Origin of the sequence: Streptomyces sp. WAC 04229 (genome assembly GCF_003947455.1) — a bacterium.
Lineage (GTDB): Bacteria > Actinomycetota > Actinomycetes > Streptomycetales > Streptomycetaceae > Streptomyces.
Genome location: NZ_QHJH01000206.1, coordinates 1 through 12,676, shown reverse-complemented (window position 1 = coordinate 12,676; position 12,676 = coordinate 1). Strand labels below are relative to the sequence as shown.

Genomic DNA, 12,676 nt, shown 5'->3' with positions numbered 1-12,676 from the left:
CCCGGCCCCCTCCCAGTCGCCGCGCAGTGCCGCCGTCCGGGCCCCCTCCACTTGGGCGTCCAGCCTGCGTGTCGTGTCGTTGACGAACGCCGGAGCCCCGTCCCTCGGGAGAGCGCGCAGGCTGTGGAACTCGCGGTGCATGTCCCGCATGAACTCCAAGAAGTTGGCGTGCCGCACCGGTGGCGCGGCCCGCCAGCCCGCCCAGGTGTACACCGCCCACTCACCGTCCTCGTCCACGTCCTCGGGATCCATGAGGACGTACATGGCGTCGGACTCCACGTCGAGCTGAAGCCCGCGCCGCCACAGGCCGGCCTCGCGCCACTCCTCGTACTCCGAGTCCTCGTCCAGGTACTCCTCGAACATGACCGCGAGCCCGGACTCGTCGTCGTGCCAGCGCGCGTCCGCGGTCCCCGCCAGTCGCCACACGAATCCGCCGGCGTGCCGCCACCCGTCGCTGACCTTCAGGAACTCCCGGTACGACGAGGGCAGCCGCCGGCCGAGGCGCTTCTCCGCGGCCGTGACGCGCTCCTCGGACGCGGGCGGGGATCCCAGCCAGCGCGTCAGCCGGGCCTCCTGGTCGTCCTCTCCCCGCCCCTCGTCGTCAGCCAGGCCGTCCGCCCACTCCGCACTCCACATGAGGAGGAAACGCCGCCAGTCGAAGGCCTTCGTGTCCGTCATGAGCCCGATGCTGCCACCAGCCACTGACAGCGCCCCGTGGAGCGCCGGGACCGGCCGGTGCCCGTGGGTAGGCTGAACCGATCACTGCCGCGTAGCCCGGCACTCGTGACAGATGCGGAGCCCACGCCATGACCACAGCGCACGACCTGACGATCGTCTCCCTGGAGGCGCGTACCGAGTATCCCGTCGAGCGCGGCGATCTCTCGCTGGCCCTCGCCGGGGCCGAACTGGCCGACCTGCTGGAAGCCGGCGCGGTGTCCCTGGACGGGTCCGTTCTCCGCCCGGTGGAGCGGCCGGGGTCCGGTGACCCCCTGCTGGACGCGGCGGCGTCCGAGGTGGGGAAGGAACCGGACGAGTCGGTGGAGGACTGGCTGTGGCGCCGGGGGCGGGGACTGGCGGCCGAGTACCTCGCCGCCGAAGGGGTGGAGGACACCCGCCGCAAGCGGCCGCGCTGGATGGGACGGCGCGACGCCGGCCGGCCGGCGCCGGCCGATCCGGAGACACGCCGGCGGGCCACCGACCGCTGGGCCTCCGGCGACCCCGTGCTGGCGGGCCTCGCGGCCGCGGTCGGAATCCACCACGAGTCCGCCGACCGGGTCGAGGACCCCGCGGACGACGGGATCGCCGCCGTGCTCGCCGCGGTGAACGACGCCGTGGTGGAACTGGCCGCCATCAGGCAGCGCCGCAGCATCGAGGACGCCGCCTTCGACAACGTCTGGCGCGGACTGTGACGTCCGGCCGGAACGCCTGAACCCACCCGGCGCGCGCGGCCTTCGAGCCCGTCGGCATGTCGCGGCCCGGCCCGCCCGGCGGTCGGCGAGGATTCCCGCAGAGCATGCCCGTGGCGAATCCGGACGAACGCGCAGGGAGGCAGCAGTGACGGTCGAGCGGGTCGGACTCGTGGTGCACGGTGGCCGCGAGGGCGCGGCGTCGGCGGCGCGGGACGTCCGGCAGTGGTGCCACGAGAACGCGGTCGGATGTGCCGACATCGACGTGTGGAGCGGCGACGGCCGGCACAGCGCCGGGGAGGAGGTCCACGCGGCCGGCGACCCGGACCTCGTCGTCACCCTGGGCGGCGACGGCACCTTCCTGCGCGGTGCCCGGCTGGCGGCCGAGAACGACGCGCTGATCCTGGGCGTGGACCTGGGCCGGGTCGGGTTCCTGACGGAGGTCCCCGCACCGGCGGTACGCGCCGCCCTCGACGCCGTCCGGGACGGTCGTGTGGACCCGGAGAACCGCATGCTGCTCACCCTCAGGGCCTCCCGTCCGCTGGAGATCCCGCCGGAGATGGAGGCCCTGCTGCGGTACGGGCGGGGCCCGTTGCTGCCGCCGCCGCGCGTGCGCACGGACTGCGAGAGCGGTGGTGAGTGGGGCATCGCGCTGCACGTCACCGCCCTCAACGACGTCGTACTGGAGAAGCTGTCCCGGGACCGGCAGATCTCCGTCGGCGTCTACGTCTCCGGCCGCCTCCTGGCCTCGTACTCCGCCGACGCCCTGCTGGTCGCCACCCCGACGGGCTCCACCGCCTACAGCTTCGCGGCGGGCGGCCCGGTGGTCTCCCCCCGGGCCGAGGCGCTCGTCTTCACCGCGGTGGCCCCGCACATGACGTTCGACCGCTCGGTGGTCACCGCGCCCGACGAACCCGTCGGGCTGCGCATCCTCGAACGTTCCGGACAGGCCGCCGTGAGCATCGACGGACAACTGCGCGGCGTCCTCGACCCCGGGGACTGGCTCGGCGTCTACGCCGCGCCCCGCCGACTGCGGGCCGTGCGGCTCGGGCCCATGGACTTCTACGGACGGCTGCGCGAACGCATGCGGCTGACCGACGCCCCCGCGGCGGTCGCCGACGGCACCCCCGCGCCCCTGTGGCCGGTGAGCACGCCCCCGCCGGGGGACCTCGCCCACCTGGCGATGCCCCTGCCGGCCGCCGGCGGGACCACGGCCGAGGATGTCTCGCCGGGCGGCGCGTGACATAACCTCTCCCAAGGAGACGTCAGTTGTGGCGTACGTCCACGGGTAGGAGGCGCTGGTGCTGAGGAAGGGCGGCTCGCGACTGCTCGCATGCGCCGTGGCCGGGGCGTGTCTGCTGCTCCTGGGCCCGAGTGCGCCGGACGACGGGGCCCCCTTCACCAGGGCCCTGCCCGTCGACGCCGTCACGGACGTCGTGCCGAACCGGGTCATGACGTGGAACCTCTGCAACCCCTGCGACGCGAGCAACGTCGACCGCGCGGCGGAGATCGCGACGTACGCCCCCCAGGTCGTCGGCATGCAGGAAGCGTGTGCACGTGACGTCGAGAAGATCCGGGACTACCTGGAGGTCTTCTACGGCCTGCGCTACCACGTCGCGTACGGCTCGGTCCTGCAGAACTGGAGCCGCTGCGGGGGAGCGCCGTGGAACCCGGGCGGGTTCGGCCAGGCGCTCCTGTCGGCGGCGCCGATGACGGACCGCGTCGAGGTGGAGTATCCCGAGGGCGGATCCGAGGACCGCGGGTACATGGCGGTCACCACCACCGTCGGCGGCCAGTCCGTCCGGGTCTTCAACACCCACCTCGCCCAGCGCCGTCAGGAGGAGTTCCGCGACGGCCAGACCCGGGTACTGGCGAAGGCCGTCGCCCGGCACGACCGCGCCATCGTCCTCGGCGACTTCAACGCCGTACCGGACGCGCCCGAACTCAGCCGAATATGGGCCCTGGCCACGGACACGGACCCCGCGTGCCGTCCGGCACCGGACGCGGGCTGCGCCCCCACCACCGAATGGCAGAGCAAGTTCGACTACGTCTTCCTGCGCGGCTTGGCACCGCTGCGGCACCGGGTACAGCGGAGCGAGTACTCGGACCACTACCTGCTCCACACCGACGTGGACCCGACGCGGCGGGTGGCCGAGCCGGGGACCTGAGGCCGACGCGACGCCATGGCGCACGGCCGGGTGCAGGCCGCACGGCTCGCGCCGCCCGGGGGCTGGAGCAAAGTGGTGGCCGGACGGGCTCTGTCGGGGAGAGGATGGGAGCCATGACGGGAGAGATTTCCTCCATCGACAGCACCAGGCCCAGTATTGCCCGCGTCTACGACTACCTGCTCGGCGGCAAGGACAACTACGCCGTGGACCGGGAGATCGGCGACGTGTTCAAGCGTGACCTTCCCGGTTCGGTGGCGATCGCCTTCGCCAACCGGGCCGCCTTGGTCCGGGCGGTGGGGGAGATCGTCGCGACCACGGAGGTGCGCCAGTTCATCGACCTGGGCAGTGGCCTTCCCACCGCGGACAACGTCCATCAGGTCGCCCAGCGACAGGATCCGCGGGCCCGCGTGGTGTACGTGGACACCGACCCCCAGGTGCTGGTCCACGGACGGGCGTTGCTGGAGGAGAACGACCTGACCCGGGTGGTCCCGGTCGACGTGCGCGACCCCGAAGCGGTGCGGAGCCATCCCGACATCGTGGAACTGATCGACTTCGACCGCCCCGTCGCCGTCGTGTTCAGCGCCATCCTGCACCACGTCAACGACGAGGAGGACCCCGCGGGCATCGTCCGCTACTGGCACGACCAAGTGCCCACGGGGAGCCACTTCTTCGTCAGCCACTTCCGTTCCGGGAACAATGCGGAGACGGCGGAGGCCGAGAAGGTCCTCCAGGGGACGTTCGGCCGCGGCCGGTGGCGGACCGACGACGAGATCGAGTCCCTGCTGGACGGCATGGAGATCCTCGAACCCGGGATCGTCCCCGCGTCCCTGTGGCGCTCCGGGGCGGCCGAGCGGGAACTCACCGTGTGGGAACGCCTCATCGCCGCCGGGATGGCCCGCAAGCGGTGAAGACGGACCGCAAGCGGTGCAGGGGACGGGCTGGCGGGCCGGTGACGGTCCGCGTAGCGTCACCGTGTGGATCACGACGAACGACCCGCTCACGCCTCGTCGTTCGGGGCGGCGGCGGTCGAGTACGCCGCGCACCGACCGGACTACGCGCAGGCCGCGGTGGGCTGGGCACTGGCGCCTGCCCCCGGCCCGCGCGTGCTCGACCTCGGCGCAGGGACCGGCAAGCTGACCGGCACGCTCGTCGCCCTCGGTGCCGAGGCCGTCGCGGTCGAGCCCGACCCGGCGATGCTCGGGGAGCTGCGCCGCTCGCTGCCCCACGTGCGCGCCCTGCGGGGGAGCGCCGAGGCCATCCCGCTGCCGGACGCCTCCGTCGACGCCGTACTGGCCGGCAATGCCATGCACTGGTTCGACATGGCCGTCGCCGGACCCGAGATCGCCAGGGTCCTCGCACCCGACGGCATCCTGGCCGGCCTCTGGAACCTCCTCGACGACCGGACCGGGTGGGTTGCCGAACTCGCCCGGGTCGGTGGCGGCGCGGCCGTCGGCCCACGTGACACGCCCGCCGCCTGGCGGACCGAGACGGCCGGCATGCACCTCCCGGAGCCGCCGGCCGCCGCCCGCTTCGGCTCCCCGGAGCAGGCCGAGTTCCCGCATGCGCAGCGCCGCACCGCCGACTCCCTCGTCGCGACCCTCGCCACACGCGCGGGCGTGCTGGTCATGCCGGAACCGGAGCGAGCGGCCACGCTGGACCGGATCCGCGCGTTCCTGGCCGGCGCGGCGGATACCGCCCGAGGCGAGTTCACCCTGCCGATGCTGACGGGCGTGCTCCGCGTCCGGCGACTGTGAAACCCTTGCCGGCGGCATTCCGTTGCCGAAGCGAGCGCGTCGCCCGAGCGAGTCCGTCGCCGGAGAAAGGTACGGAGAATGGCCCAGGTGGGGACGACAGCGGTGCTGGCCGTGCTGCCGGATGCCGAACCGCTGCTCGAGTCGGCGGCCCGCGTGGACCCGAGGGCGGTGCGGCCGGGGGTGCCCGCGCACGCCGCGCTGCTCTACCCGTGGCTGGCAGCCGACGAGGTGGGGGAGCCGGAGCTGCGCCGACTGCGGGCCGCGCTGCCGGCCGGCCGGATCCCGATCAGGCTGGCTGCCGTCGAACGGACCGGTGGTTTCGTCGGGATCCCGGTCCCGGAGTTGTGCGGCGTGGCCACCGCGGTCCGCACCGCCTTTCCGGCACCGGCTCCCTACGGCGGCCGCTACGGCCCCGATCCGCCGGTGCACGTCACCGTGGCACTGGGAGCGGGAACCGAGGCCGCCGCCGGCATCACCGCCCGCACGGCGGCCCGCCTCCCGATCGTCACCGGGATCGACGCCCTGCACGTGGTCGCCCTGACACCCACGGGCTGGCGGGCCCTGGCCGAGCTGCCGCTCACCGACGGCCGACCCATCGGGTAGTACGTTAAACTTACTTAGCGAGCCTCACTGCTTCGAAGGGCACGTTCCCGCTCGTCAAGCTCTTACGGCCTTCCTGTGGACCTGCGCCGGGAATCCGCCGCGACTCCCGCTACCGCCAAGAGGGGCATGTGACCGTGCAAGACCCACCCGCGGCGTTCCTCGAGGGCTTCGTGCAGGTCCTGTCCGACGCCGCCACCACCGGCCGCCGCCTCACCCGCGAGGAACGCGCCACCCGCCGCGAACTGGGCGCACGTGCCGCGGCGTCCGGACTCGGCTGGCGGGTCCTCGTCCGGGAACACCTCGCCGCCAGCCGAGGCGCGTGGCCCGCCGCGGCGTCGCCCGACCACGTGCTGTCCGTCGTCGAACAGGCACTGGACGCCTTCGCCGAGGGTTACGAGAGCGCCCAGCGGCTGGTCATCCGCCAGGAGGAGGCGGCTCGGCGGGAGTTCATCGACGACCTGCTCCACGGGCGCGGCGACTCCGGCCATCTCGCCGCGCGGGCCGAACGGTTCGGGCTGCGCCTGTCCCGCGACCACGCCGTCGCCGTGGCCGAGGGACCGGTCCCCTACGACGAGACCGACTCCGTGCCCCGGCAGGTGCAGGACGCTTTGTTCAGCCACTTCGAGAGCCGGCGTCTCCTGCTCACCACCAAGGACGGCCGGATGGTCTGCATCGCCCCCGGCGACCAGGGGGACGTGCTGACCCGCTTCGCCAAACAGGCCCACGCCGCGACCGAAGGCGGCCAGGTGGCCCTCGGCCGCCCCCGCTCCGGCGCACTGGGAATCGGGCACAGCTACCAGGAGGCGCTCAACGCCTTGGACGTCGCCCACCGGATGGGCTTCGACGACCCGCTCCTGCGCGCCGCCGACCTGCTGGTCTTCCCGGTCCTCGCCCGCGACCGGCCCGCCCTGGTCGACCTCGTGCGCGAGACGCTCAGCCCGCTGGAGCAGGCCCGCGGCGGCGCGCAGCCACTGCTCGACACACTCGACAAGTACTTCGACGCCGGCTGCGTCGCCGCCGAGACCGCCCGCAGACTCTCACTGAGCGTCCGGGCGCTGACCTACCGCCTGGAGCGCGTCCACACGCTGACGGGCGTCGATCCCACGGAGCCCGAACAGCGCTACATGCTGCAGACCGCGGTCATCGGCGCCCGGCTGCTCGACTGGCCGACCAGAGCGCTGTGACCGCGGTCGCGGGCAGCCGCTCCGGCACTCGGAGACCGGCGCAGATACCGCGGGCCTCGCTCGGTTCGGCGGCCGTCGGCAGGTCGCAGGCGGCGGCGAGGCGGTACAGCGCCTGCTCGCCCGCCTCGCCGCGCGTCGCCGGCTGCGGTCGGGGGGTGGGGAGGAGTCCGGGCATCGTCCACATATCAGAGACCTCGTCACCGAGTGGGCAATACCCGTGACTTCAGCCTGATTTCCCGTGGGCCGCAGCGATCCGGCCAACCTGCCACCGCTTTCCCCGACCCGGACAACCGGGCATCGGGTCCTCCCCTCTCACAGCGCGGGCACAGCGAGTGCCCCCAACACCCGGAGGACGAGGGATCGATGACCAGAACGCGCACCACCCGGCTGCGGCGTCCGCTGCTCGCCGGCACCACGGCCGTCGCCGCCATGGCCGTGACGGCGGGCCTCGTGGCCGCCACGTCCGAACCCGCGAAGGCTGCCACAGGGCCCAAACTGAGCCTGATCGCCGCCACCGACTCGATCACGCTCACCTCCTGGAAGGAGGAGCCGGGTGTCTACCTCGACCTCGGCACCTACCTCACCGCCGAGGGAACCCCGTTCGAGCTTAAGGTGACCCGGAAGTCCTACAAGGACCCGGTGGCCGTCACCCAGACCGTGTACGAGGGCGGCAAGGCCAAGTCCAAGGCCCTGCCCAAGGGCACGGTGAAGGACTTCGCAGGGCTCCCCGGCTTCGCGGAGATCACGGTCACCGACAAGGCCGGCAAGAAGGTCCTCGGCAGGACCGAGGACTTCTGCCCGAACAACGCCAGCGGCCGGGTGCGGCCCGACGCGCCCGCCACCTCCAAGTATCCGGAGAGCTGCCCCACCAACCCGTTCACCCTCGGATCCGTGTGGGGAGTCGAGAAGGGCTGGGCGGCCAACACCTACGCGGGCTCCTACAGCGACTCGGTCAAGCTGGCGGCCGGCACCTACACCGCCAAGATCGCCGTCGCCAAGAAGTACCGCGACCTGTTCGGCATCGCCGACAAGCCCGCCACGGTGAAGGTGACCGTGCAGGAGCGGAGTTACGAGGACGAGCAGGGCGCCGCCGAGCCCGCCTCGCGAGCCGCGTCGGCCGGCAAGCACGCCGGTCACGGTGCCGCCCACCACGCCCCTGCCGCGCACGCGGGTCACGGGCCGGGTCACGCCCCGCCGCCCGCCCAGGCCGGCGCGCCGGTCACCAGCGGTGCGACCCCCTCGTACAACGTGGGCCACGGGCCGCTGAAGGCCGCTCCGCCGGCCCTGCCGTGGGCGCTGAAGAAGGAGCAGGCCGCGCGCTCGATGCGGGTCGGCGACACGGGCGGCCAGACCGACGGCTCGCGCAAGGCGCCCGCCCTCCAGCCGCTTGCCAAGCGGCCCGCGGGCAAGCCCACCGTGCCGGACGTCCCCAAGCCCGACCTGCGCTCGCTGCCGGCCTACGGCATCGTCATCAGCGACGGCGAGAAGGACGTCCCCGGCAAGGACTACCTGGCTTTCAGCGCCAACGTGTGGAACGCCGGCCCGGCACAACTGGTGGTGGACGGCTTCCGCTCACCCGGCAAGGCCAAGATGGACGCCTACCAGTACTTCTACGACGCCAAGGGCAAGCAGGTCGGCTACACCCCGACCGGCACCATGGAATGGGACCCGCGCCCGGGCCACGTGCACTGGCACTTCACCGACTTCGCGAGTTACCGGCTGCTGAAGGCGGACAAGAAGGAGGCCGTGCGCAGCGGCAAGGAGGCCTTCTGCCTCGCCAACACCGACGCGATCGACTACACGGTGAAGAACGCCAACTGGCACCCGTTCAACACCGACCTGTCGACCGCCTGCGGTGAGGAGAACTCGATCTCCGTCCGCGAGGTGCTGGACGTCGGCTCCGGCGACACGTACTCGCAGGACCTGCCGGGCCAGTCCTTCGACATCACCGACCTGCCCAACGGCACGTACTACATCCAGGTGCTGGCCAACCCGGAGAAGCGGCTCAAGGAGACCAGCGTCGACAACAACAGCGCCCTGCGGAAGATCGTGCTGGGCGGCAAGCCGGGCAAGCGGACGGTGACCGTGCCGGCGCACGACCTGGTGAACGCGAACTGACCGCACCCCGCAAGCGCGACTGACCGGCAGCGAGAACGCCGACGGCCACCCACCCACGGTGGCCGTCGGCCCTGTGCCGAAGGAGTGGAGGGCCGCGCCGGACGACGCCGTACAGACCGCGCTCGATCGTGGAGCTGTCGGGCGAACCGGGTGGCGAGGCGTGGCCGCTGGGCGGCAGGACCCGATCCTCCACTTCGAGACGGACCCGGACTTCCTGGACGGTGACTACGACCCGACTTGACCTTGACACCGTGGCAAGGTCTTCACTGCCGGTCAGGGAGGTGGTCTCGATGACGACCACGCAAGAGGACGACGCCGACACCCTCCGGGTGCTGAGGACGCTGGAGGACCACCGTTCGTCGGTGCGGCTGCGGGCCGCGCTGACGGTGGGCACGACACCCGACCCCCGCTTCGTCGACAAGCTCGTCGAGCGGAGCGCGGTCGAGCCCGACTTCTTCGTCCGCGACATGCTGACCTGGGCGCTCACCCGGCACCCGGTCTCCGCGACACTGCCCGGGCTGGTCCGGGAGGCCCGCTCGGAGCGTGCCCAGGCGCGGAGCCAGGCGTTGCACACACTGTCCAAGATCGGGGACCGGCGGGCGTGGCCGGCCATCACGCCCGCGCTGCTGTCCGACGCCGACGACGACGTGGCGCGGAGCGCCTGGCGGGCCGCGGTCGTGCTGGTGCCGGAGGGCGCGGAGCCCACGCTGGCCGCGCTGCTGGTGACACAGCTCGGCCGCGGTGGGCGGGAGACGCAGCTGAGTCTCAGCCGGGCGCTGGTCGCACTGGGCGAGGCGGCCGTGCCCGCTCTGCGCGCGGTCGCGACGGCCGCCGACCCGCCCGTGCGGGCGCACGCCCTCGCCACCGAGCGGCTGCTGCGGGACCCGGACACCGGCTTCGGCTACGCGATCGAGGAGGCGAAGCGCGTGGTGGCGCTCGGCGGAGCCCCCGCCGAGGGCGACGAGGAACAAGACATCCGGGACGAGGGATGAGGGATGATGGGACGTGTTGATCGGTGAGGTGGCGCGACGGTCCGGGGTCAGTGCCCGCATGCTCCGGCACTACGAGTCGCTCGGTCTGGTGAGACCCTCCGGCCGCACCGGCTCCGGATACCGGGAGTACTCCGGGCAGGACATCCGGCGGATCTTCCACATCGAGAGCCTGCGGTCACTGGGACTGTCGCTGCGTGAGATCGGGCGCGCGCTCGACGACCCCGGCTTCACGCCCTCGGAACTCGTCGGCGACCTCATCGACCGGACACGCGAACGCGTCGCGGCCGAGACCGACCTGCTCACGCGGCTGTCCCGGATCGACGCCGCGGATCCCGCCGGCTGGGAGGACGTTCTCCAGGTCGTCGCGCTCCTCCAGGCGCTGGGATCGAAGAGTCCCGGCGCCCGCCAACGCGCGGCCCTCTCGATGGGCGAAGAGGCCCCGGTACCGGTGGAGGCCCTGGTCGAGGCGGTGCTGAGCGAGCCGGACCCGATCGTCGCGGGCGCCCTGCGGTGGGCGCTGGCGCGGTCGGGCGACCGAGGCCCGGCGCTCCTGGCGGAGGCCCTCGGCTCACCGGCGGCCGTGGTGCGGGAGCGTGCCGTGCAGAGCCTCGCCGAGCTGCCGGGCGACGAGGTCACCGGGCACCTGCGGCAGGCTCTCGCCGGACCCGACGCCGCGGTGCGCGGGTGTGCGGCGCTGGCACTCGGGACACGAGGCGTGGCCGAGGCGGTGCCGGAACTGGTCGACATGATCGTGGAGGGGCGGAACGACACCGACGCCGCGGACGCGCTGAGCGTGCTGGCCGCCGACACCGCGATGGCGGACCGGATCGCCGACAGGCTGGTCGGCCGCCTCGCCCGCGCCACCACCGGAGCCCCGGCACGCGGACGGCTGACCCAGGCCCTGGCGGGCATCCCGGGATCGACGGCGTCACATGCACTGGAGGAACTGTCCCGGGACGAGGACCGGGCCGTCGCGCTGACCGCGGTGTACCTCCGCCGCCTGCGCGCCTGACCAACACGCCTGCTCGGTGGCGGCGTGCGGGGCCGGGACCCCGTACGTACATTGGAGAGGTGGGTGTGACTGCTGAGCCGCCGTGGACGGGCCAGGTCGACTACGCGGCGCTGTTCGCCGCGACGCCCAGCCCGTACCTGGTCGTCGACCGGGACCTGGTGATCGTGAGCGTGAACGCCGCCTACTGCCGTGTGACGGGCCGGACGGCGGGGGACCTGCTCGGCCGGTACCTCTTCGACGCCGTCCCCGAGAATCCCGCCGATCCCGAGTCCGACGGAGCGCGCAAGGTGTCGGCCTCCCTGCGGCGGGTGCTGGCCACGGGGCAGGCGGAGAGCATGGCCGTGCAGCGCTACGACATCCCCAGCGCCGAACAACCCGGTGGCTTCGAGGAACGCTGGTGGTCACCGGTGAACACACCTGTGTTCGACCCCGGGGGCAAGGTCGCGTGGATCATCCACCGGGTCGAGGACGTGACCGCGTTCATCCGCGACCGCCGGCACGGGCTCCGCTCGCCCGTCGGCTCCCCGGGCCCGCCGGAAGCCGGCATGGAGGCCGGAATCGAGGCCGAGCTGTACGCCCGGGCCAAGGCACTGGAGCGGCTGAACGAGGAACTGCGGCAGGCACACGCCCGGGAGCGGCAGGTGGCGATCACCCTCCAGGAGGCCATGCTGCGCTCACCCGATCTCGCACGCCACCCCGACGTGGCGGTGCGCTACCTGCCTGCCATCGGTTCGCTGAACGTGTGCGGGGACTGGTACGACGCCGTGGACCTGACCGACGGGCGCTTCTTCGTCGCCGTGGGCGACGTGGTGGGTCACGGCCTGGAGGCGGCCACCGTCATGGGCATGCTGCGCAGCGCGCTGTCGGCGGCCAGCCGCACTGTCCCCGGCCCCGCCCAGGCGCTGGAGGTGCTGGGCCTGTACGCGCGTTCCGTGGAGGGTGCCCTGGCAGCGACCGCCGTCACCGCCCTCGTCGACACCCGCTCACAGCTGATCATCTACTCCAGTGCCGGCCACCCGCCGCCCGTCCTGATGCGCGGCGACGGCACCTGCCACCTGCTCGACCGGGCCACCGATCCGCCGCTCGGCGCGCGGCTCACCCACGTGCCGCGCCCCCAGGCCGGCATCGGCTACCAGCCCGGCGACATCCTGGTCCTCTACACGGACGGTCTGGTCGAACGCCGGGAGGAGGACATCGACATCAGCCTGCGGCGCCTGACCGAGACCCTGTCCCAGTGCCTCGGCCTGGACCCCGAGCGCCTCGCCGACGCCCTTCTGGAGAGCCTCGGCGTCAGCCACGGCGCCCGCGACGACATCGCCCTGGTCGTGGTGGGACTCTGAGGCGGCGGCCGTCCAAATCCTTCGTGAGCGACGGAACTCGGTCACCGCGCTCCCCTCACCGCCCAACACCCCACCGCCGGACCCCCATCACTCCACCAC

General features: G+C 72.9%; 13 protein-coding genes. 11 read left to right on the top strand and 2 right to left on the bottom strand.

Features of this window, described 5'->3' with window-relative positions; genetic code table 11:
* Positions 1-678: SMI1/KNR4 family protein (locus DMH12_RS32755; RefSeq protein ID WP_148107568.1), on the bottom strand; the 678-nt coding region annotated here is incomplete at its 3' end.
* Between the two features lie 128 nt (positions 679-806).
* Here DMH12_RS32755 and DMH12_RS32750 point away from each other — a divergent pair.
* From DMH12_RS32750 to DMH12_RS32720, 7 genes are all read left to right on the top strand, one after another.
* Positions 807-1,409, top strand: a complete 603-nt coding sequence (locus tag DMH12_RS32750; RefSeq protein ID WP_125495017.1) for a GPP34 family phosphoprotein — start codon at positions 807-809, stop codon at positions 1,407-1,409.
* A gap of 145 nt (positions 1,410-1,554) precedes the next feature.
* Positions 1,555-2,649 carry an NAD(+)/NADH kinase gene (locus tag DMH12_RS32745; protein WP_125495016.1) on the top strand — a complete coding sequence of 365 codons (1,095 nt, stop codon included), beginning with the start codon at positions 1,555-1,557 and terminating at the stop codon, positions 2,647-2,649.
* A gap of 58 nt (positions 2,650-2,707) precedes the next feature.
* Positions 2,708-3,574 (top strand): endonuclease/exonuclease/phosphatase family protein, encoded by an 867-nt coding sequence (locus DMH12_RS32740; protein WP_399189644.1) that lies wholly within the window; start codon positions 2,708-2,710, stop codon positions 3,572-3,574.
* Positions 3,575-3,687: 113 nt separating this feature from the next.
* A complete protein-coding gene (locus DMH12_RS32735) occupies positions 3,688-4,482 on the top strand; it encodes an SAM-dependent methyltransferase (protein WP_125495015.1) in 795 nt (264 codons plus the stop codon).
* 66 nt (positions 4,483-4,548) lie between these two features.
* The gene (locus tag DMH12_RS32730) at positions 4,549-5,328 is read left to right on the top strand and encodes a class I SAM-dependent methyltransferase (RefSeq protein ID WP_125495014.1); all 780 of its coding nucleotides are present in this window, start codon (positions 4,549-4,551) and stop codon (positions 5,326-5,328) included.
* A 78-nt stretch (positions 5,329-5,406) separates the two neighbouring features.
* On the top strand, positions 5,407-5,931 hold the full coding sequence (locus DMH12_RS32725; RefSeq protein WP_125495013.1) for a hypothetical protein: 525 nt from the start codon (positions 5,407-5,409) through the stop codon (positions 5,929-5,931).
* 128 nt (positions 5,932-6,059) lie between these two features.
* Positions 6,060-7,115, top strand: coding sequence for a CdaR family transcriptional regulator (locus DMH12_RS32720; RefSeq protein WP_125495012.1), 1,056 nt, complete (start codon positions 6,060-6,062; stop codon positions 7,113-7,115).
* Here DMH12_RS32720 and DMH12_RS32715 read toward each other — a convergent pair.
* Positions 7,072-7,290: a hypothetical protein gene (locus DMH12_RS32715; RefSeq protein WP_185832688.1), complete on the bottom strand. Its 219-nt coding sequence runs from the start codon at positions 7,288-7,290 to the stop codon at positions 7,072-7,074. The two genes, DMH12_RS32720 and DMH12_RS32715, sit on opposite strands and share 44 nt — an antisense overlap.
* Positions 7,291-7,478: 188 nt before the next feature.
* Here DMH12_RS32715 and DMH12_RS32710 point away from each other — a divergent pair, with 188 nt between their 5' ends.
* The 4 genes from DMH12_RS32710 to DMH12_RS32695 all read left to right on the top strand — a co-directional run bounded on the left by DMH12_RS32710 (position 7,479) and on the right by DMH12_RS32695 (position 12,577).
* Positions 7,479-9,233, top strand: coding sequence for a lysyl oxidase family protein (locus DMH12_RS32710; RefSeq protein WP_125495010.1), 1,755 nt, complete (start codon positions 7,479-7,481; stop codon positions 9,231-9,233).
* A gap of 290 nt (positions 9,234-9,523) precedes the next feature.
* Positions 9,524-10,225 (top strand): HEAT repeat domain-containing protein, encoded by a 702-nt coding sequence (locus DMH12_RS32705; RefSeq protein WP_125495009.1) that lies wholly within the window; start codon positions 9,524-9,526, stop codon positions 10,223-10,225.
* A gap of 13 nt (positions 10,226-10,238) precedes the next feature.
* On the top strand, positions 10,239-11,237 hold the full coding sequence (locus DMH12_RS32700; protein ID WP_125495008.1) for a MerR family transcriptional regulator: 999 nt from the start codon (positions 10,239-10,241) through the stop codon (positions 11,235-11,237).
* A gap of 59 nt (positions 11,238-11,296) precedes the next feature.
* On the top strand, positions 11,297-12,577 hold the full coding sequence (locus tag DMH12_RS32695; RefSeq protein WP_260474427.1) for a PP2C family protein-serine/threonine phosphatase: 1,281 nt from the start codon (positions 11,297-11,299) through the stop codon (positions 12,575-12,577).
* The last annotated feature ends 99 nt before the right edge of the window (positions 12,578-12,676 follow it).